This is a genomic window from Candidatus Avelusimicrobium sp. (assembly GCF_056976295.1).
Genome location: NZ_DBMCTG010000009.1, coordinates 42,965 through 62,311, shown reverse-complemented (window position 1 = coordinate 62,311; position 19,347 = coordinate 42,965). Strand labels below are relative to the sequence as shown.

Genomic DNA, 19,347 nt, shown 5'->3' with positions numbered 1-19,347 from the left:
GGCTATACCCCAGTGCGAAGATTTGAATAAAAGTTAAATATGAAGGTTTTAAAAGGAGAAAAAATGAAGAAAAATAGAAAAGGTTTTACGCTGATTGAACTGTTAGTGGTTGTTCTCATTATTGGTATTTTGGCATCAGTTGCCTTGCCGCAATATACCAAAGCGGTGGAAAAAAGTCGTTGGATGGAAGCCATTTCCAACACCAAGGTTATTGGCTTGGCGTTGGAACGGTATTTGCTTGCCAATCCCGGTGATTACACGACGGATATGTCCGCCTTGGATATTTCGGTGGGTACGCCGATAGATTCTAGCCGTGTTGTAGCCGGAAAATTCCGCTATACGTTGTTTGGCTCCGCTGGAGTGGGGGCTAACTGGGAAGGGCGCGGGGTAAGCGAAAGCAATTATATGAATATTTTTTACGACCCGCGCGAGCACTATATGTATTGCAAAATTGCGAGTAAAACCACCAATGCAACCGCTTGGGCGTTATGTAAACAATGGAGCAATAATTGCGCCGAACAAGTGAACCCGGCGGATACAAATTGTGGTTCTTATGTTTGCTGTAAAATGTAAGTAAAACCCCCGGAGCATTATTTGCCCCGGGGGAATTTTTTAGTCGTCGTAGGTGTAAATGACAAGGCCGCTGCGTAACTTAGGTTCAAACCAAGTAGATTTGGGGGGCATAATTTGGTGCGCATCGGCTACCTTCATCAGTTCGTTCATAGAGGTCGGGAACATTGAAAAAGCCACCTTCCCCTTGTTTTGGTTTACACGCTCCTCCAATGCTTTTAAGCCGCGGATACCTCCTACAAAACTGATGCGTTTGTCTGTGCGCGGGTCGCCAATGCCCAGCACAGGGCGTAGCAGGTTGTTTTGTAAAATACTCACGTCCAATACGGCCACCGGGTCATCCGGGTTAAAGGTGCCTTTTTTGGCAGTTAATGTGTACCATTTTCCGCCTAAATACATACCAAAGGTATGGCGTTTGGTGGGGCGGTTCTGCCCGGTTTCTTCTACTGTAAATTTTTCTCCGATTTTGGCTAAAAATTCCTTTTCCGTCAATCCGTTTAAATCTTGCACCACGCGGTTGTAGTCCATTACATACAACTGGCTGGCCGGAAAAATTACACTTAAAAAAAAGTTATATTTTTCCTTGCCCGTATGTTTGGGATTATGTGCCTTATGTTGGCGGGCCACATTGCTTGCGGCGGCGGAGCGGTGGTGTCCGTCTGCAATATAGAGCGTGGGAATTTCTTTAAATGCGTTTGTCAGAAAAGCAATATCCTGCGGGTTATCAATTACCCACAAGGCGTGTTTAATATGGTCGTCAGTGGTAAATTCATACACGGGGAATTCCGCAGCGATTTCGGCTATTTTTGCGCTGATTTGTTTGTTATCCGGGTACGTTAAAAACACGGGTCCCGTGGTGGCTGATAAGGTGTTGACGTGGCGTGTGCGGTCGTCCTCTTTGTCCTTACGGGTGAGTTCGTGCTTGCGCACGATACCTTTGTCGTATTCGTCGCACGAGGCAGCGGCCACCAGGCCGTATTGGGTGCGGCCGTCCATTGTTTGCGCGTAAAGGTAAAAATATTCTTTAGGGTCGCGTACTAAAATGCGGTCGTGAATAAATTTATCCAGATTTTCCTTAGCCTTTTGATAAACTTCGGGGGCATACAAATCAATGTTTTCCGGCAAATCTATTTCAGGTTTATCAATATGTAAAAAAGAAATAGAATTGCCTTTTGCCATTTCGCGCGCTTCTGCCGAGTTTAACACATCGTAGGGCGGGCAGGCTATTTTTTCCGCGTGGGCGGCGGGACGAAGCCCTTTAAAGGGTTTAATGGTTGCCATTTAGTTCACCTTAAATAAAAATTTACCTGTGGAAGCGTATTCGTTGATAATTTCTACCGCACGTTCAGCCACGGCATCTTGTGCTTGTTCGGTGCTTGCGCCGATATGGTGTGTGCCGTAAAAGTTTTCCACACCGGCAAAGGGCGCGTAATCAAAGGTTTTATCGGCGGCTTTGGGTTCGTGTTCATATACGTCCAAGGCGGCGCGGATTTGTTTGTTTTTTATTGCGTCCACTAAATCTGCTGTAACCACCAAACCGCCGCGTGCAGTATTGATAAACGTAGCACCGGGTTTCATGGCATCAAAAAACTTTTTGTTAAACAGACCGTGTGTTTGCGGAGTGTCCGGCAGGTGAACGGTAATGATGTCGCACACTGCGGCTAATTGGTAAATATCCGTTTGCGGGGTAATGTGCATTTTTTCAAAAATATCTGTTGAGGCAAAGGGGTCGTATGCGGTGATTTTCATCCCAAAAGCGGCGGCGCGTTTGGCTACCTCTTGTCCGATATGCCCCAGCCCGATAATGCCCAAGGTGCGCCCGAAAATCCCCTTAGATTTACTGTATTCGGCCTTGTTCCATATTCCGGCGCGCAGGTCGCGCGTATTGTGAAACAAACGGCGGTCCAGCGAGAGCATAAGCCCCATGGCCAGTTCTGCTACGGCTATGGAGTTGGTCCCCGGACAGTTGCAAACCGCTATGCCCTTTTGGGCGGCGTGTGCGGTGTCTATGGTATCGTAGCCTGCCCCGGCGCGGATAACCAGTTTTAAAGCCGTCCCGGCATCAAGCACGGCGGCGGGCACCTTGGTACTTCGTACAATTAAAATTTCGTTGTCTTTTATAGCGGCGGGCAAGGTGTTTTCGTCCAGTTCCGGGTTGTCCGTCAGGGTGTGCCCTTGCTTGGTTAAGACCTCTTTCCAGTGGGCTGGAAATTTATCAGCGATTAAAATTTTCATTTGGGTTGCTCCTTTAATTGGCGGATAATGTCGTCCACCGTTTCTGCGAGTTTTTGATATTCGCTTGTGCCTTGGATATCCACAAACGGAAAGCAGGCAATGCGCAGGGAGTTTTGTTTGACCGAGGAATATTTTTTGATACCGTCGGCTAAATTGGCGCGGCCTGTTGCTTTTAAGGCGGCGGAAATATCGGCGTCTTTAATGCTTGGGTCGGTTACTTCCAGCGTAAGCGTGGTGTAGGAACGGAATTTTTCGTCCTGAACCAGCGGAGCCAAATAGTCGCTCTTTTTTGCCCAGTCCAGCAAAAATTGCGCGTGTTGGCGGCACAATGCATCCATAGCCTTTAAACCGCCGTTGGCGTTCATCCATTTGCAGGCTTCGTTGAACATCCAAATATTGGTGGTGGAGGGGGTGTTGACCGTTTGGCATTTTGTTTGGGCTTTATCTATGGCTGCTGTTAAATCAAGCGCGTAGGGCACAGAGCGGTATTTTTTAACCTCTTCGGCGCGTTTTACCGCCGCCGGGCTTAAAATAATCACGCTGGACCCACCGCCTACGCCAAAGCATTTTTGCATAGAAAATACCATAATATCAAATTGGTTTTTAGGTAAAAGGCGCCCGCCCGCGCAAGAGGTGCAGTCCCACGCAATTAAGGTATCCGGGCCTTTGGCTTTCCAGGCTTCTTCTAAATATTCATCCGGAATTTGTACGCCCGTAGAGGTTTCGTTCGGGGTTAAAAATACCAAACTGGCATTATAATCCGGCTTTTCTTTGGGGAAAAACTCGCCGTCGGCGGCTTCACGCACGGAGCGCACAACGTTTGGTTCTAGGCGGGATAAAATTTTTTGTCCCCACAGTTTGGAAAATGCTCCAAAGGCTAATCCGGAAACGGAGTTTTTAACCAAACTCCACATTACGGCATCCATCGCCGCCGAGGCTCCTCCTAAAAAAAAGATAACGGTGTAATCTTCCGGCAAGGAAAAAAGTTCACGCAAATTTTGCTCTGCTTCTTTGTATAAACCGTCGGTGGAAATATCCTTAGCCCGGTGGCTGCGTTCAAATAAAGTTTTATAAATCGGCGTTTCGCGGATGATGGGATGCCCCTGGCTCGGCCCGCAAGTAAAGGTAGAGGAAGGGAGTTTAGTAAGATCTAATTTTATCATTTCATACACTCCTTAATTTTTCATTTGTTAATTTTTTTATTTTACAAAAGTTTACAGGAATCGGAGCAAAAAATTTTGCCATTGTGGGTGGCCGGGTGGAGTGTTGTTGTGAAAAAACGCCAGTAACAACCAACTCCCCAATCAGCAGGTCCTAAAACAAATTCAGGGTGACGGCTTTGTTTTATCCCGTAGCATTTTTATACGGGTTTTGCCGTTTTCCTATTTTTAAAAAGTCCTTTTTCCGTGTGTTTTTGCCCGGTGTTTTTTGGTAAAATATATTAGAAAGATTTACTTTTAGACAGGAGACCTAAATGAGTTGCGAAAAATGCACCCCCGAAGTACAGAATATGTGCTGCGTTTGCAAAGGCGCTAAGCACGAACCGGCCCCGATTCCCGAAGAAGGTAAATGGGTCAAAGCCAAACAAATTACCGACATCAGCGGTCTTACGCACGGTATTGGTTGGTGCGCTCCCCAACAGGGCGCTTGCAAACTGACGCTCAACGTCAAAAACGGCGTGATTAAAGAAGCGTTGGTGGAAACCATTGGCTGCTCCGGTATGACTCACTCCGCCGCTATGGCCGCGGAAATCTTGCCCGGTAAAACCATTTTGGAAGCCTTAAACTCCGACCTCGTTTGCGATGCTATCAATACCGCTATGCGCGAACTGTTCTTGCAAATTGTCTATGGCCGCACCCAGAGTGCCTTCTCCGACGACGGTCTGCCGATTGGCGCCGGTATGGAAGACTTGGGTAAAGGGCATCGTTCCCAAATCGGTACGATGTACGGCACCCAGGCCAAAGGCCCCCGCTACTTGGAAATGGCCGAAGGCTATGTGTTGGAAATTGGTCTTGATGCCAACAACGAAATTATCGGTTATAAATTTGTCAACCTGGGCAAAATGATGGACGCCATTAAGAAAGGTGAAGAACCGAAAGTGGCGTTTGAAAAGAACGTCAGTCAGTACGGCCGCTTTGACGAAGCCGTCAAAAAGATTGACCCCCGCAAAGAGTAAGCCCAGGAGAAAATGAATATGATTACGTTTGAAGGATACGAAAGAAGAATTGATAAAATCAACTCCGTTTTGAAAGAAAACGGCATTGCCTCCTTGGAAGAAGCCAAGGAAATCTGCACCAAAAAAGGTGTGGATGTGGAAAAAATCGTCCGTGGCATTCAGCCTATCGCTTTTGATAACGCCGTGTGGGCCTACACCGTAGGCGCCGCTATCGCTTTGAAAACCGGTGTAAAAACCGCTGCCGAAGCCGCCGAAAAAATCGGCGTAGGCTTGCAGAGTTTCTGCATCCCCGGCTCCGTAGCCGACCAGCGCGCCGTAGGCTTGGGTCACGGTAACTTGGGTGCTATGCTTTTGAGCGAAAACACCAAATGCTTCTGCTTCTTGGCCGGCCACGAAAGTTTTGCCGCCGCCGAAGGGGCTATCGGTATTGCCCGCACCGCTAACAAAGTACGCAAAACGCCGCTTCGCGTTATTTTGAACGGTTTGGGTAAAGACGCTGCTTATATTATTTCCCGCGTAAACGGTTTTACCTCTGTGGAAACCGAATACAACTACAAAACGGGTGAACTCAAAATCGTAAGCGAAAAAGCCTTCTCCAATGGCGACCGCGCCAAAGTGCGCTGCTATGGCGCTGACGATGTAAACGAAGGCGTAGCGATTATGCGTCACGAAGGGGTGGACGTATCCATTACCGGTAACTCCACCAACCCGACCCGTTTCCAGCATCCCGTAGCCGGTACCTATAAGAAATGGGCGACCGAAAACGGCAAAAAATATTTCTCCGTGGCCTCTGGCGGCGGTACTGGCCGCACCTTGCACCCGGACAATATGGCCGCCGGTCCTGCCTCTTACGGTATGACCGACACAATGGGCCGTATGCACAGCGATGCGCAGTTTGCGGGTTCCTCCTCCGTGCCGGCTCACGTGGAAATGATGGGCCTTATCGGTATGGGTAACAACCCGATGGTGGGTGCGACGGTGGCGGTAGCGGTAGCCGTAGCCGAAGCCAAGTAAGATAACAACGGCTTTTTCAGTTGTTGCGAAATTCGTACGGGGGACAAAGAGTAAGTCTTTGTTCCCCGTTACTTATTAGGGCCAACCATTTGCCAAATTCGTTGCAGTTTGGCGTCTTTCGGGGCTTATGTGGCATACAGCCACACCGCACCCCGACTACATCCTCCCAACTGCTTAGAATTTGACAAATCAGGCAATCGTCTAAAAAATTTTCAGTTGGTTGTGGACGGCCCTTGTAGGACGGCTTTTTCAGTTGTTGCGAAATTCGTATGGGGGACAAAGAGTAAGTCTTTGTTCCCCGTTACTTATTAGGATAAACCCTTTGCCGCCTTTGGGCAATTTTTCACCGACTTTGCCCTTGCAGGCTACCGCTTTATTTACTTTTTGTGCCGACAAAAAGTAAGCAAAAACTCGTCGCCCAATGTGTTATAAAAGTCAGGCTTAAACGGGTATTTTTACAACTCGCCCTATTGGCTCAAACAAGTAAAAATACTTTTCCGTTTAAACCGCCTTTTAAAGGCAACGCAAAAGGGCGACAAGAACAGCAAAAGCCTTTGCTGTTATCCAACGAAGTCATACTGGAAGGTTTCTGTCCAGTATCCGTTGTTTCCCTTTTTTATAACAACAGATTCCCGACTACGCCACTCGGAAATGACACGGCCCCCTTTGTTGTTTGCCGTTACTGTTTTTTCTCCACCCTTAAAAACCCTTGAAAAAATGCCTTTTCCGCAGATACTTATAGTAAGGGGGAAAATGCTATGAAAAACCTTTTTAAAGCATATGGCGGGTTAACGGTGCTTATCTTGGCGTTAGTATTCTTTTTTGCGTCCGGCTGGGAGTTTGCTTTGGCGGAAGATGACTCTTTTGCGGCCTTGCGCGGGCAAGTTCCGGCGCAGTTAGATTCGCTTCGCGCGCGTGTTAATCAGGCGGGGGGAGAAGATATCAGTTTGGCTCTTTTGTTGGGCGCGCAAGACGAGGATGCCCGTATGGTGGGGGCAACGGTGCTTGTTTATCAGCAATATCCGCGCGAGCGGAAAATGGCTGTTTTGCTGGCGGCATCAGTCAAATTTAATAAAGAGTTTTACCGTTTGCAAGAGGTGTCGGAAAACTCTTTAAAATTAGCATTATCCCAAGCGCCCGAAGAAATGTACGGTGCGCGGGAAACCTTCCAGACGGTGCGGGACTTGCTGGAAATGCCTTCTGAACAGTTGCGCAGGGTTGTTCAGCAAAGTAAAGACTTGGCATCCAAAAATAAGCGGGAAGTGGCTTTGGCTGAAACCCAAAAAAGTTTGAAAGCGCGCCAAAAAGCAGAGGCCGGGTTGAAGCGCGGGAAAGCACAGGCTAACCGCATTATTAACGAGGTGCGCCAAGATATTAAAAAATAATTTTGTTGGAGGAGGGGAACTTTAAAACGGAGCGGGGCAAACCGCTCCGTTTTTAGCGGATAAAAACGCGGAATGCCGCCACAAGCCCCAGTACGCATACAAGGCCAAAAACGGCAAAGCCCAGTTCCCCGGGTTTTGGTTTGGCGGATAAAGTTTGTTCGGGTAAGGCATTTAAACGGTGTTGCAGGGCCGCAGGCGCACCTACCCACAGCGCGTAACAGCAAGCCCGCCAAAAGAGCGGTTTTACCAACACCGTGCCGATTAAGCCTCCCAGCCACAGTGTGCCCCACACCCACGGCGGAAAGGGCGATTTTTTGCGCATATATTCACAGGTTCGGCAGATAAGGGCATTTAACTCAAAAAACGTAACCGCCCCGCCCAATGTCCGCATAAAAGCCCCGCCGGAAAGCGGTTGCCCGGACAGGCGGCGGAAGCCCGTCAGCGCGGCCTTCCATTGGCGGAAAAGCCAATAGAGCACAAACAGCCCGCCGCTAACAGCATTTAAAATAAGCAGCGTACCTGCGTGGATAAAATAAAACGTGTTGGAAAGCCCCAATTCTTTTAATTGGGTGCGGCGCTCGGTGCGCTTGGCTTCGCTGGCGTAGTCCCATTTTTTTAGGGTGAGCGCATAGGCGATATAGAGGGCGGCTAAAACTCCGGCCATTTGCAAAAATTGTTCCATAGGGTTATTATAAAAAATTTTTCCCCGCTTGTGGGTATGCAGGAAATTTTATAAATACTGCTTATAATAAACCCCGGGTGTAAGCCCGGGGCGTTTCATATTTTACCTGTTTCCTTTGGCGCGGTTATGCGTTTTGCACAGCAGTTGGCAATTTGAAATATCGCTCCCGCCACCCTTGCTCCAAGCGGTTACGTGATCGGCGTCCATATCTTTTAACGCCCAAATTTTGGTTTTGTTGGCTTCGTGCCCCTGGGCGCATAACGGGCAGTTAGAAATGCCCTTTGCCTTGGCTTCTGCTGTTTGTTTTTTATACACCTTGCGTTTGGTATTTTCGTCAAATACGCGCACTGTCAATAATTGGGTCATTGTGTTGCCGGACAGGATATATTCAAAAATGCCCCGGGTGTTGGTGATATAGTCATCTGCCAGCAAGGTGTTAACCTCTTTCTCTACTTTTTGGGGGTTGTAACTGTTTTTATGGTATGTTTCATATAAGCGTCCCCACTCTAATCCGCGCATCTCTGGCTCTACTTGGGTAAACACTCCGGAAACCCAGTCTATCACGGAATTAAAATACAGTTTCAGTTCGTTGATATCGGTATCGTAGCGGTGGTTGCTCATATATTTGTCTATATTCCCGTGGCTTACCCAATCTAGGGCGCACTCCAAATAATCTTGGCGTTTTACATCTCCGCGGATATAGGCACTCCATTTTTGCACACGGGCATTTTGGCTGTTGCTAAACTCCTCTTTGGCTTTGGTTACAAATGGCCCGCAATAGACGGCATTGAGCAGTTCTTGATGGTTTAATGGAATCCCGGCGATGTTAATGGTTTTGAACCACTCTTTTATTTCGCTTTCGGTGCCTTGGCACTCGTAAACCAGCAAGGTGGTATTTAAAATTTTATCTTGTAAATCTTGTGCAAGACTATCAAAATATTGCTCCATACCGTTTTTGTCTTTAATGGCAAATTTGTTGGTTACAAACCGTCCCACGCTGGTAATGCGTTGTTGTCCGTCCAATACTTCCAATTTGTCTTTGGCGGGTTGATTGAAATAGATAAGCCCCAGCGGGTAGCCCTTTAATAAAGAATCTATTACCGCAACATCTTTTTTGCCGTCGGCATAAATATAATTGCGTTGGTATTCCGGCTGGATAGTTAATTTCCCACCCAAGCCGGATAGCCCTTTGCCTTCAAACTCGTTATATACAAAGCCGTTGCAAATATCTTTTACGGTATATTGTTGTAAAGTAGTTTTCATTTTTTGCTCCTTATAAATAAACGTTGATAAACAGATTGGATAATTCTTCCGGCTGAATTAATAAAATAATTTTTTATGCCGTCATTTCCTAAAATATTTGCGTTTTCGTTGGTTTTATTTCCAGAAGATCCAGTTCTTTCTCCGTTTTGCTTTACTTCCCAATATGAATCATATTTGCGTATATCTGGTACAAGGTTATGGCAGCCCCGTTGTGTTGCTCCCATAATTTCAAATTGTTCGGGGCAGTATTTGTCCAAAAAACTGATGGGTACGCCCATTACGCCTGGGTAGTCGCTGGGGATAGCATCCGTAAACGGCACTTCAATCGCGTCGTAATTATCGTACTTTTGGTAACCGTTTTGGCGGATTTCTTTATGGCGGCTAAATTTCAGGTTTTCCTCCATAGTCATTAACGATAGCGGCTGGTGGCGCTTTCCGTGGTCTATATTGGTAAACCAACAACAATTTCTAAATTTTACTAAGCCAGTAGTTTCATCATAAACCCCATTAGCATAAACCTTTTGTGGGCTTAACTCTTTGAAAAATGCATTGCCCCCAGCAAAACCATTACCTAGCCACAATTCATTGCTTTGTATATATTTAAAAGTTTCCTTATAGGTAATAGCGTTCATGTTCCCAATAATCACGCATTTTTTGTGCCCTTGCATAATCCAAGCCAAAAATTCCCTGAATAAAGAAAAGGGGGGATTTGTAATAATAAAGTCCGCCTCGTCGCGCAAGGCGGTTACTTCCGCGCTTCTGAAATCGCCGTCGCCCTTTAAATAGTGCCATTGCAGGGCGTTGATATCCAACTTTTGGCTGTTATGGGTACGGTCCAAGATGAAAATTTTACCCTTGACGGCTGTTTTCTTTTTGTCAAATTGGGGGGATTCGCTTTCAAATAAAGAGGGCTGGTAAGGGATAGACAGTTTTTTGCTTTCTGCCGCGTAACTGGTGCTGATTAATTTTTTTAGGCCAAAACGCTCAAAGTTTTGGGCAAAGTATTTAGTAAAATTGCTCCACTCTGGGTCGTCGCACGGGAGTAAAACGGTTTTGTCTTTAAAAACATCGGGGTTAAAATCCAGGTAGGCTTGTATTTCTTTTTCTATATCGTGGTACTGCGTGTAAAACTCATCGTTTTTGGCCTTTTTAGCCTTTGTGAGGTTCTTGTTTGAGGCAGAACGCTGGACGCGTTCTGCGTTCTGCGTTCTGCGTTCTGCGTTCTGCGTTCTCTAAATTATGAGGCATATTTTGACTCCTTTTGCAAGTATTTTGCTAGGGTTATAATGTTTTTATTCTACAAAAATCTATTTATTTTGCCCATACCCTCTTGCGCCTCTCTTGTTAAGGCGCCCCCTTAAATACTAAAATATATATATCTTAATATTAGGACTGTATAAACATATATGAATAATACCCGCGAGGACGTACGCAACGTAGCCATTATCGCCCACGTTGACCACGGCAAGACCACGATTGTGGATTCTCTGTTAAAATTTGCCGGAGAATTTAAAGTAAAAGAAGACCAAGCCCAAGATACTGTTTTAGACTCTAACCCGCTTGAAAGAGAGCGCGGCATTACGATTTTGGCCAAGTGCACTTCTATCGGTTACAAAGGCCATACCATTAACATTGTTGACACCCCCGGCCACGCCGACTTCGGCAGCGAAGTGGAACGCGTTTTGCGTATGGTGGACGGCGCTATTTTAATGGTGGACGCCGTGGAAGGACCTATGCCGCAGACCCGCTTTGTACTGCGCAAAGCGCTTGCCTTGGGCTTAAAGCCGATTGTAGTTATCAATAAAATGGACCGCGAACACGTCCGCCCCAGCGAAGTAGTGGACGAAGTGTTTAACCTTTTTATGGAACTGGGCGCAACGGACGAACAGTTGGATTTCCCGATTATTTATGCCTCCGGCCGCGCCGGTTGGGCGAGCCTTAAAATGGAAGAACAAGGCAAAGATATTGCTCCCATTTTGGATACGATTTTGGCCCACGTTCCCGCGCCCGAGGCTATGCCCGACGCTCCCTTGCAAATGCAAGTTACAATGTTGGACTACAACAACTTTTTGGGCCACGTCGGTATCGGCCGTATTTTGGCGGGCAATATCACCAAGGGCCAGCAAGTTACCCTGATTCACCCGGATGGCTCCACGACCAATGCTAAGGCTGCCAAAATTGAACGCTTTGTCGGTTTAGGAAAAACCGAAGTGGAAAGTGCCACTGCGGGCGATATCGTTTCTATCGCCGGGTTGGAAGGAGTGGACGTGGGCGATACGATTTGCCGCCCCGATGCCTTAAAGCCGCTTCCGCCCTTGGCCATTGATGCGCCGACGATGTCTATGGACTTTATGGTCAACGACAGCCCGTTCTCCGGCCGCGAAGGTAAATTTGTTACCAGCCGCCACCTGAAAAACCGTTTGGAAAAAGAAGCCCAAACCAATGTGGGCCTGAAAGTGGAACAATTAGAGGGCGAAGGTAAATTTAAAGTATATGGCCGCGGAGAATTGCATTTAACCATTTTAATTGAAAATATGCGCCGCGAAGGTTTTGAATTGGCCGTTTCCTCCCCGGAAGTAATTTACAAAGAGGAAAACGGGCAAATTTTAGAGCCGATGGAATACTTGATTTTGGACATTAAGAGCGAGTATCAAGGCGCGGTATTTACTTCGTTGGGTACGCGTGCTGCAAAACTGGAAAATATGGTGGCGGAAGGCGAGGACCGCTTGCGCCTGGAATATTTGATTCCGTCCCGCGCGCTTATCGGTTTTAAAAACGAACTTTTAACCAATACCCGCGGTACGGGTATTATGCACCACAGTTTTAAAGGCTACTATCCCAAAGTGAACCTGCCGGACTTGCGCCGAAACGGGGTGCTGATTGCCAAAGAAGACGGCGAAACCACTCCTTATGCCTTGTACGCTTTGGAAAACAACGGCGAACTGTTTTTAGGGCCGGGCGTAAAAGTGTATGCGGGCGAAATTGTCGGGCAGAACGCCCGCAGTAATGACTTAGTCGTCAACCCCTGTAAAGCAAAACATCTAAGCAATATGCGCAGTAAAGCCAGCGACGAATCTTATGTGTTGACCCCGCCGCGCGTGATGAGTTTGGAACAGGCTGTGGAATATATTGCGCCGGATGAATTGGTGGAAATTACACCCCAATCTTTGCGTTTGAGAAAGAAAATCTTGTCGCACCTGTTGCGCAAACGCACGGAACGCGCCGAGGAAGAAGAAGCATAATCCGGGTGTGTGAAAATAATTTAAAGGGCTGCACTTCTTTCGGTGCGGCCCTTTTTTACGCAAAAAAATGCCGCAAGCCGAAAAACTTGCGGCATTTTCTGTCAGCAGGAAAATTAATGTTCAAACAGTTGGCCTAATTTGTCTAAAAAGCCTGTAAACAGGCCGGACTCCTTGGTCTGCGCTACGCCCAGTTGGTTTTGCTCGCGTTCTAGTGTGTGCCGGATAAGAGACAAGGCTCCCGTGTAAGCAGGGTTATCGGCGGGGCAATCGCTTATAAGGTGGTCCACCACTCCCAAGCGTGCTTTTTTTGCGTTAAAAATGGCTTTGGCGGTTTTGACCATTTGCTTAGTCGCTCCGCTTCCGCATAAAATCAAGTTGGGGGAGGGGTATTTTAAGTGCAGGCAGAACGCCTGTAAAATTTCCTTATTAATACCTTGGAGCATTTTGCTTTCGGCATCCTCTATTACCTCGTCCATAATTTCGTCCGCACCCGGTTCGTAGCCGTTTAGCACCTCTTGGGCGGTTTCCACATCGTTTTGCAACAGGTCTGCCACCGCTTCGGCTCGGCGGTTTAAACCATAGGGCAGTTCTATTCCGTCCAGCAAAAGTCCTTTGTTGTATAACAGGGCGGAAACGGACTCCTCCCCTAAGTCTAGCAAAAGCGCGCCCGAGCGTTTTTCGCCCTCGGTTAGCAATGTTTCGCCTAACGCCACCGAGGACGGCAAAAGCGCATATTCCGGGCAGTTGCAGGCGGATAAAACATTATTTAAATTATTTAAGTGCGTTACAAGCGCGTAGGATAAAAATGTGCCGATTTCCAAGGTGAACCCGGCCATCCCCTTGGGATCTAGAATCCCTGTGTTCCCGTCAATCATATACGACTGGGGAAGAATATCCACTACCTCTAAGGTGTCGCTTAAATTAATCGGTACGGAGTTGCGGATCGCCTCGTCAATTTCTCTGTCTCCAATGATGCGGTTGCGGGTATCAATGGATTTGAATCCGCTGGAACTTTTAAAGGAAAGGAAATTCCCGCGCAAGCCTACTACGACGGACGGATCGGCATTTATGTATTCGTTCATTTCCACAAATACTTTGTTTAGCCCTTCTTCGGCCCCGGCCATATCGCGCACGAACGCACCGGAAAACGAGCGACAAGTCCGGCGCAAAACGTGGCGGATGCGCAAAGTGCGGGTATCGTCGTCCAGCGAGGCCAAGGCGGCGGTAATGGTTGAGCCATAGAAATCAAGCGATAAAATATTGCGGGGCATAATAAATCCTTTATCCCATTTTATCAAATTTGGACCAATGTCAAATTTGTAGAGGGGGAGCGTTTGGGGTGCGTGGGAAAATTTGTTAAATTTCCGTCGGAGGAGTTGAAAATTTTGCGGGTTGCCATTTCCCAATCATCCTAGTTGTATGATAATAATTTGGATACATAAAAAAACGCCCCGGGAAATGTAGAAACCCGAGGCGGTTCTTTGCAAATATTTACTTACTTAAAAAGCCACGTTTTAAGCAGGTAACAAGCGGCAGAAATCAAAGCCGCGGCGGGAATAGTGATAAACCACGCCCACACAATGCGGTTGGCTACACCCCAGCGCACGCACGACAGGCGGCGCAGGGAGCCGATGCCCACAATCGCACCTGTAATAGTGTGCGTAGTGCTGACAGGAATACCCAACATAGATGCCACAAAGAGAGAGATAGCCGAGCCGGATTCGGCGCAAAAGCCGTCCACCGGGCGCAAACGCGTAATCTTCTGCCCCATTGTTTTAACAATCTTCCATCCGCCGGAAAGTGTACCTAACGCAATAGAGCCTTGGCACAAAAGTACCACCGAAAGCGGCACAATAAATGTGCCTTGTGCGACTTGGTGCATTTCTTCGTGTGTGAGCAAAAAATCGCGGATAGGGGCTGCTTCTTGCCCGGCAAGTCCGCCTAAAAGCAGCATACTGATAATACCCATAGTCTTTTGTGCGTCGTTTCCGCCGTGGCCCAGGGAGTAGGCTGCCGCAGAGAACAGTTGCCCTTTGCGAAAGAAATGGTCCACCTTGTAGGGGTTAAACGGACGGCAGATATTAAATACTAATATGCCGATAATAATGCTGAGTAAAAAACCCAGAAGGGGGGATAAAAAGATAAATAAAATCGTCTTAAAAATTCCGCCGGCAACCAAAGCGTTTACCCCTCCTTTTACAAAACCTGCTCCAATCAGCCCGCCGATAAGTGCGTGCGAGGAACTGGATGGCAATCCCCACCACCAGGTAAGGATGTTCCACCCGCAGGCTCCCATTAATGCGCCAAATACCAGATTAGCATCCACAAAGTGAATATCCACAATGCCTGCACCAATGGTTTTGGCAACTTCCGTGTGAAATACCAAAAAAGCCACAAAATTAAAAAAACCAGCCCACGCCACAGCCACTTTTGGCGATAAGACGCGCGTGGACACCACGGTAGCCACCGAGTTGGCAGCATCGTGGAAACCGTTTAAATAATCAAAGAATAAGGCCAAAATAATTAGGAATAATATCCACAGCATAACCGGCTCCGTTAATTATTTTTAACCAAAATGGATTCCACCATATTGGCGGCATATTCGCAAAAGTCGGTTACGGTTTCGCCTAATTCGTAGAGTTCCTTTTGTTTTAAAATCATAATGGGGTCTTTTTCGTTTTCAAACAAATGGGTAATGGCCTCATCGCGCAGGACGTCGCCCTCGTTTTCCAAACGGTTGATTTCCACGCATTGGATAAGGGTTTCCTTCATATTTTTGTTACTGCGCAGGGAGGCAAGAGCCTTTTGCAAGGCCTTGGAGGTTTGGGCAATGGTGTGCCCCATTTTTTTGCTGTATTCGGTCGGCTTTTGGATTTTGTACATACAAAAGCGGTTTGCAAGCAGGTAAATGCTATCTACAATATCGTCTAAACGGTTGGCCAAGGCCAAAATGTCCTCGCGGTCAAACGGAGTGATAAAGGTTTCGTTTAAGGTGTTAATGGTGGTGTGGGTGAGTTCATCGCCATAGTGTTCAATTTCGTGCATTTCGCGGATGTTTTCGGGGGTAAAGTTGCCGCTATCCACGAGTTTTTTGTAAAACTCAGCCGCGCGGACGATATTTTCGCCCTGCTTATCAAACAAATCAAAAAACTTTACTTCTTTGGGTAAGAACATATGTTTGCTCCAATTAATTTTTTTCGTTCATCTTGCAACTTGCGGGCCCGGTGCGAACCTGTTTCGTCCAGGCGGGTTACATCTTACAGCATTTTTTCTTTAAAAAAACGCCCGTTTGAATAACCAAACGGGCGCACATAAAAACTACTTATTTAACTCCTGCTTTAACTGCTCGGGCAAATTAACGGCTGCTTTTAACAGGAAGGGGCGTTTTTTGACCTCTTCTATAAAGGCTGCGTCGCGCAGTTTGTTGCGGTAGTCTTTCTCCTGGAAGATATAGCGGAACTTGGTATATACGTCGTATGTTCCGGCCAAGAGGGCAACAATATCTTGTACGCCGACGATTTCTTCATCTGTCGGGATGACAAAGATTTTTACCGGCGAATTATCGGCCGAAATGCGGCACTCGGCTTTGTTTGTATCTGCCGCGTTGTTGCGCTCCTCGTCCAGGATAATGCCAAAGTTTTCAAGGCCTTTTAAAATCATTTCGCGGATATTGGTGGCTCTTTCGCCTACACCGGCGGTAAAGACAATGCTGTCCAAGCGGCCCAAGGCAGCCATATATGCGCCAATGTACTTTTTCACGCGGTAAGATTCCACGTCCAAGGCTAGTTTGCACAGTTCGTCGCCGTTGGCGGCCCCTTTGCGCACGTCGCGCTGGTCGGCAAAGCGGTCCCCGGTCAGGGCATACATACCGCTTTTTTTGTTTAAAATGGTGTACATTTCGTCCGGGCTCATATTGAGTTTCTTCATCATATGGAAGCAAATGGAAGGGTCCATATCGCCCGAACGCGTGCCCATTACAAGGCCTTCTAACGGGGTTAAGCCCATAGAGGTATCTAAGCATTGTCCGTTCTTTACGGCGGTTACGCTTGCCCCGGCGCCAATGTGGCAGACAATGGTGTTTACTTCGTCCACATTTTTGCCCAGAAGTACGGCGGCGCGGCGGGAGGTATATAAAACGGAAGAACCGTGGAAGCCGTAGCGGCGGATTTGATAATCGGTGTACCATTTGCGCGGCAATGCATACATATAAGAAGAAGCCGGCATTGTCTGGTGAAAAGCGGTGTCCATTACGCAAACGTGTGTAACATTGGGCATAAGGGCGCGGGCCGCTTCAATACCCATAATATGTGCCGGGTTGTGCAGCGGAGCCAAGTCGGAAATATTTTTAAGTTCGGCGACTACACTGTCGTCCACGATAACAGATTTGGCAAATTTACCGCCGTGCACGATACGGTGGCCCACTGCGCTGATGACATTTACGTTTTCAATAACGCCGTGTTCTTTATCGGTTAAGGTTTCAATTACCAGGTTGATAGCGTCTTTGTGGTCTTTGCAATTTCTTTTTAATTCAAAGGAGGGGTATCCGTTGCGGTCCTGGGAAATGAAGGAACCGTCAATGCCGATGCGTTCCACCGCGCCGGCGCAAAGGCTTTTCTTCTGGTCCCAGTCGTACACACTGTACTTAACAGAAGAACTGCCGCAGTTTAAAAACAATATAATCATTTGATTTAGAATCCTTGTTAGGGCTCTCGTGGGAGCGTAATTTTGAAGGAAAATCCTTCCTCATTATTATTGTAGCAAAAAGAAACGAGCCGCGTTTGAATTTATAAAGAAAAACCCCCGGGAAAGTATTCCCGGGGGGAAGATAAAAGAGTTTAGTGCGCTTTTTTGAGCGTTAAAACGCCGTCCTCAAAGAACCACTCCTCAATAAGGGCGCCCGTTTCATTAAATTTTTTGGTTACGCCGTGGGGTTTTCCGTCCTTGTGGGGGGAGATGAGCGCAATCGTACCGTTGGGGTGGTAAATGATTTTATCACCTACGATTTTATCGTTTTTATAGGTACACTCGGAGCGCAAATCTCCGTCGGGCGTATAAACCTTGCTCACGCCGTTTAAGTAGCCCTTTTTATATTCGGCGCTTTCCAATACTTTTCCGTCGGGGTAGTATTTTACTTCTTTGCCGTCTTGGATATCGTCCACATACGACAGTTCTTTATAAAGGCGGCCGGTCGGGTGGAAAACACGGGCTTTGCCTTCAAGCATACCGTCTTTGTAAAACTTTTCAATGCTTACTTTGCCGTTTTCAAAATAAATTTTACAGATGCCGTTTCTCAGTCCGTTTTTAAATTCGCACTCAAAATAAACCTTTCCGTTTTCAAAAAATTCCTTTACAATTCCGTCGGGCATTGTGCCGGAGTGCTTTTCAATATCCAGGTTTTTGTCCAAAGTTTCCTGATAAACTTCTTTGTCGTTTACATAATAAGTGCGCACAAAACCGACGTGCAAGGGGTCGTGTAAACTGGTTGTCTTTCTAACGATATCTACCATATGATTATTTCTCCTCCGACACATTTTTGGCCGCTATATAGCCCGAGGCCCAGGCAAAATGTAAATTAAATCCGCCGCTTTTTCCGTCCACATCCAATAATTCTCCCGTAATAAACAGCCCCGGGCATTTGAGGGACTCAAATGTATTATAGTTTATTTCTTTCGTATTTACACCCCCTGTTGCCGCCATTGCTTCGGTCCACGGGCGTACGCCGGTGGCGGTAAGCGGCCACGCGGTAAGGGTTTCCCCGATACGTTGTAAACCGTTTGGCGTTTGTTCCTGCATAGGGATATTTTTGCGAAGACCTATAAAATCAATCAGTAAATTAGCAATACTTTCGTGTAAAATGCCGGCAAAAAAGTCCTTGGGTTTTCGGTGGGAAAATTGTTTCAATCTTTCCTCTAAAAATTTTTTAGGTTCCTTTATTTGCGCAAAGAAATTAATCGTCAGCGGCACATTTCCGTGCGCGAGTGCGCGCGAGACCGCGGAACTGATATTTAGCACCGCCGGGCCGTTTACACCGTAATTCGTAAACAAGATTTCGCCCTCTGCCCGGGCCAACAGGCTTTTATCCTGCCAGGCCGAAAGTTCCACTTGGCTGCGGATACCTGTCAAGCGGGCGACGGCTGTTTCCTTTACACACAAGGCGCTCAATGCCGGGCGCGGCTGGATAATAGTATGACCCAGTTTTTTAGCGAGTTCATAGCCTGCGTTCGTGCCTGTTACTTGCGGGTATGCGCACGAGCCGCACGCCAAGACTAATTTTTTAGATTGAAAGTTTTGGCCTTGCTTGGTGGAAATTAAAAAAGTTTTGCCGCGCTTTACGCGCAGCACCTCTTGCCCGGTTAAAAGTTCAGCCCCGGCCTCTTTTACGGCCAGTTTAAGGGCTTCCGCCACGGCAGTTGATTTGCCCGTCTGCGGAAATACGCGCCCCAAGGCTTCCTCTTGTGTAAGTACGCCCAACTGGTGAAAATAATCAAGTGCGTGCTGAAAGGAAAACTGTTTGAGGGCGGACGTAATTAACACCGGGTCCGCGTGGTAATATTCAGGCGAAACATTGGCATTTGTCAGGTTGCAGCGTCCGTTTCCGCTGACAAGAATTTTGCGGGCCGGAAGAGCATCTTTTTCCAGTAAAAGGGTTTTTTGCCCGCGGCGGGCGCACTCCCGCGCGCACATTAGCCCGCTGGCACCCGCACCGATAATAATTACGTCGTAAATAGGCAAATTCATTTCATACAGTTTAGCAAAAAAAGAAACTCTTTTCACTCTTGA

At 47.3% G+C, this 19,347-nt stretch carries 16 protein-coding genes and 1 pseudogene; 5 read left to right on the top strand and 12 right to left on the bottom strand.

All coding sequences use genetic code 11. The features are described from left to right. The first annotated feature begins 63 nt into the window (after positions 1–63). A complete protein-coding gene (locus ACZOTW_RS05250) occupies positions 64–573 on the top strand; it encodes a type IV pilin protein (RefSeq protein WP_483997669.1) in 510 nt (169 codons plus the stop codon). A gap of 39 nt (positions 574–612) precedes the next feature. Here ACZOTW_RS05250 and ACZOTW_RS05245 read toward each other — a convergent pair whose 3' ends face one another. The 3 genes from ACZOTW_RS05245 to ACZOTW_RS05235 are packed head-to-tail and all read right to left on the bottom strand — an operon-like array spanning position 613 to position 3,968. After that, positions 613–1,851, bottom strand: a complete 1,239-nt coding sequence (locus ACZOTW_RS05245) for a DUF1015 domain-containing protein (protein ID WP_483997668.1) — start codon at positions 1,849–1,851, stop codon at positions 613–615. Next, positions 1,852–2,805, bottom strand: coding sequence for an NAD(P)-dependent oxidoreductase (locus ACZOTW_RS05240; protein WP_428063124.1), 954 nt, complete (start codon positions 2,803–2,805; stop codon positions 1,852–1,854). Next, entirely contained in the window at positions 2,802–3,968 is a 1,167-nt protein-coding gene (locus ACZOTW_RS05235) for an aminotransferase class V-fold PLP-dependent enzyme (RefSeq protein WP_483997667.1), read from the bottom strand. Before ACZOTW_RS05235 ends, ACZOTW_RS05240 begins: the two co-directional genes overlap by 4 nt. A gap of 311 nt (positions 3,969–4,279) precedes the next feature. Between ACZOTW_RS05235 and ACZOTW_RS05230 the strand changes: the two genes are divergently transcribed. The 3 genes from ACZOTW_RS05230 (at position 4,280) to ACZOTW_RS05220 (ending at position 7,380) form a co-directional block, all read left to right on the top strand. Next, positions 4,280–4,981, top strand: coding sequence for an iron-sulfur cluster assembly scaffold protein (locus tag ACZOTW_RS05230; RefSeq protein ID WP_177746005.1), 702 nt, complete (start codon positions 4,280–4,282; stop codon positions 4,979–4,981). An 18-nt stretch (positions 4,982–4,999) separates the two neighbouring features. After that, the gene (locus ACZOTW_RS05225) at positions 5,000–5,995 is read left to right on the top strand and encodes a GGGtGRT protein (protein WP_177746003.1); all 996 of its coding nucleotides are present in this window, start codon (positions 5,000–5,002) and stop codon (positions 5,993–5,995) included. A gap of 758 nt (positions 5,996–6,753) precedes the next feature. Beyond that, positions 6,754–7,380, top strand: coding sequence for a hypothetical protein (locus tag ACZOTW_RS05220; RefSeq protein ID WP_483997666.1), 627 nt, complete (start codon positions 6,754–6,756; stop codon positions 7,378–7,380). 52 nt (positions 7,381–7,432) lie between these two features. Here ACZOTW_RS05220 and ACZOTW_RS05215 read toward each other — a convergent pair whose 3' ends face one another. The 3 genes and pseudogenes from ACZOTW_RS05215 to ACZOTW_RS05205 form a co-directional block, all read right to left on the bottom strand. After that, positions 7,433–8,062, bottom strand: coding sequence for a hypothetical protein (locus ACZOTW_RS05215; protein ID WP_483997665.1), 630 nt, complete (start codon positions 8,060–8,062; stop codon positions 7,433–7,435). Positions 8,063–8,164: 102 nt separating this feature from the next. After that, on the bottom strand, positions 8,165–9,325 hold the full coding sequence (locus ACZOTW_RS05210; protein ID WP_483997664.1) for an HNH endonuclease family protein: 1,161 nt from the start codon (positions 9,323–9,325) through the stop codon (positions 8,165–8,167). Continuing rightward, positions 9,322–10,500, bottom strand: a pseudogene (locus tag ACZOTW_RS05205) (adenine-specific methyltransferase EcoRI family protein); the annotation flags it as partial. The pseudogene ACZOTW_RS05205 and the gene ACZOTW_RS05210, both read right to left, overlap by 4 nt. A gap of 231 nt (positions 10,501–10,731) precedes the next feature. On the opposite strand from ACZOTW_RS05205, the gene typA reads away from it, so the two are divergent. Then, the gene (gene typA / locus ACZOTW_RS05200; RefSeq protein WP_428038063.1) at positions 10,732–12,567 is read left to right on the top strand and encodes a translational GTPase TypA; all 1,836 of its coding nucleotides are present in this window, start codon (positions 10,732–10,734) and stop codon (positions 12,565–12,567) included. Positions 12,568–12,680: 113 nt separating this feature from the next. Here typA and ACZOTW_RS05195 read toward each other — a convergent pair whose 3' ends face one another. The 6 genes from ACZOTW_RS05195 to ACZOTW_RS05170 form a co-directional block, all read right to left on the bottom strand. Further along, positions 12,681–13,838 (bottom strand): hypothetical protein, encoded by a 1,158-nt coding sequence (locus ACZOTW_RS05195; protein ID WP_483997663.1) that lies wholly within the window; start codon positions 13,836–13,838, stop codon positions 12,681–12,683. 224 nt (positions 13,839–14,062) lie between these two features. After that, positions 14,063–15,112 carry an anion permease gene (locus tag ACZOTW_RS05190; protein ID WP_483997662.1) on the bottom strand — a complete coding sequence of 350 codons (1,050 nt, stop codon included), beginning with the start codon at positions 15,110–15,112 and terminating at the stop codon, positions 14,063–14,065. Between the two features lie 11 nt (positions 15,113–15,123). Further along, positions 15,124–15,741: a DUF47 domain-containing protein gene (locus tag ACZOTW_RS05185; RefSeq protein ID WP_483997661.1), complete on the bottom strand. Its 618-nt coding sequence runs from the start codon at positions 15,739–15,741 to the stop codon at positions 15,124–15,126. A 144-nt stretch (positions 15,742–15,885) separates the two neighbouring features. Then, positions 15,886–17,250: an acetate kinase gene (locus tag ACZOTW_RS05180; RefSeq protein ID WP_177746315.1), complete on the bottom strand. Its 1,365-nt coding sequence runs from the start codon at positions 17,248–17,250 to the stop codon at positions 15,886–15,888. Positions 17,251–17,402: 152 nt separating this feature from the next. Next, positions 17,403–18,074: a toxin-antitoxin system YwqK family antitoxin gene (locus ACZOTW_RS05175; protein ID WP_428038058.1), complete on the bottom strand. Its 672-nt coding sequence runs from the start codon at positions 18,072–18,074 to the stop codon at positions 17,403–17,405. A gap of 4 nt (positions 18,075–18,078) precedes the next feature. Next, positions 18,079–19,305 (bottom strand): BaiN/RdsA family NAD(P)/FAD-dependent oxidoreductase, encoded by a 1,227-nt coding sequence (locus tag ACZOTW_RS05170; RefSeq protein WP_428050059.1) that lies wholly within the window; start codon positions 19,303–19,305, stop codon positions 18,079–18,081. Positions 19,306–19,347: the final 42 nt, after the last annotated feature.

What these genes read in the sequence shown, in the direction of transcription:
- ACZOTW_RS05225 (WP_177746003.1), top strand. Translation starts at nt 5,000, where the DNA reads ATGATTACGTTTGAAGGATACGAAAGAAGAATTGATAAAATCAACTCC.
- ACZOTW_RS05220 (WP_483997666.1), top strand. Translation starts at nt 6,754, where the DNA reads ATGAAAAACCTTTTTAAAGCATATGGCGGGTTAACGGTGCTTATCTTG.
- ACZOTW_RS05250 (WP_483997669.1), top strand. Translation starts at nt 64, where the DNA reads ATGAAGAAAAATAGAAAAGGTTTTACGCTGATTGAACTGTTAGTGGTT.
- ACZOTW_RS05215 (WP_483997665.1), bottom strand. Translation starts at nt 8,062, where the DNA reads ATGGAACAATTTTTGCAAATGGCCGGAGTTTTAGCCGCCCTCTATATC.
- ACZOTW_RS05210 (WP_483997664.1), bottom strand. Translation starts at nt 9,325, where the DNA reads ATGAAAACTACTTTACAACAATATACCGTAAAAGATATTTGCAACGGC.
- ACZOTW_RS05170 (WP_428050059.1), bottom strand. Translation starts at nt 19,305, where the DNA reads ATGAATTTGCCTATTTACGACGTAATTATTATCGGTGCGGGTGCCAGC.
- ACZOTW_RS05180 (WP_177746315.1), bottom strand. Translation starts at nt 17,250, where the DNA reads ATGATTATATTGTTTTTAAACTGCGGCAGTTCTTCTGTTAAGTACAGT.
- ACZOTW_RS05240 (WP_428063124.1), bottom strand. Translation starts at nt 2,805, where the DNA reads ATGAAAATTTTAATCGCTGATAAATTTCCAGCCCACTGGAAAGAGGTC.
- ACZOTW_RS05185 (WP_483997661.1), bottom strand. Translation starts at nt 15,741, where the DNA reads ATGTTCTTACCCAAAGAAGTAAAGTTTTTTGATTTGTTTGATAAGCAG.
- typA (WP_428038063.1), top strand. Translation starts at nt 10,732, where the DNA reads ATGAATAATACCCGCGAGGACGTACGCAACGTAGCCATTATCGCCCAC.
- ACZOTW_RS05245 (WP_483997668.1), bottom strand. Translation starts at nt 1,851, where the DNA reads ATGGCAACCATTAAACCCTTTAAAGGGCTTCGTCCCGCCGCCCACGCG.
- ACZOTW_RS05175 (WP_428038058.1), bottom strand. Translation starts at nt 18,074, where the DNA reads ATGGTAGATATCGTTAGAAAGACAACCAGTTTACACGACCCCTTGCAC.
- ACZOTW_RS05195 (WP_483997663.1), bottom strand. Translation starts at nt 13,838, where the DNA reads ATGCCCCGCAATATTTTATCGCTTGATTTCTATGGCTCAACCATTACC.
- ACZOTW_RS05230 (WP_177746005.1), top strand. Translation starts at nt 4,280, where the DNA reads ATGAGTTGCGAAAAATGCACCCCCGAAGTACAGAATATGTGCTGCGTT.
- ACZOTW_RS05235 (WP_483997667.1), bottom strand. Translation starts at nt 3,968, where the DNA reads ATGATAAAATTAGATCTTACTAAACTCCCTTCCTCTACCTTTACTTGC.
- ACZOTW_RS05190 (WP_483997662.1), bottom strand. Translation starts at nt 15,112, where the DNA reads ATGCTGTGGATATTATTCCTAATTATTTTGGCCTTATTCTTTGATTAT.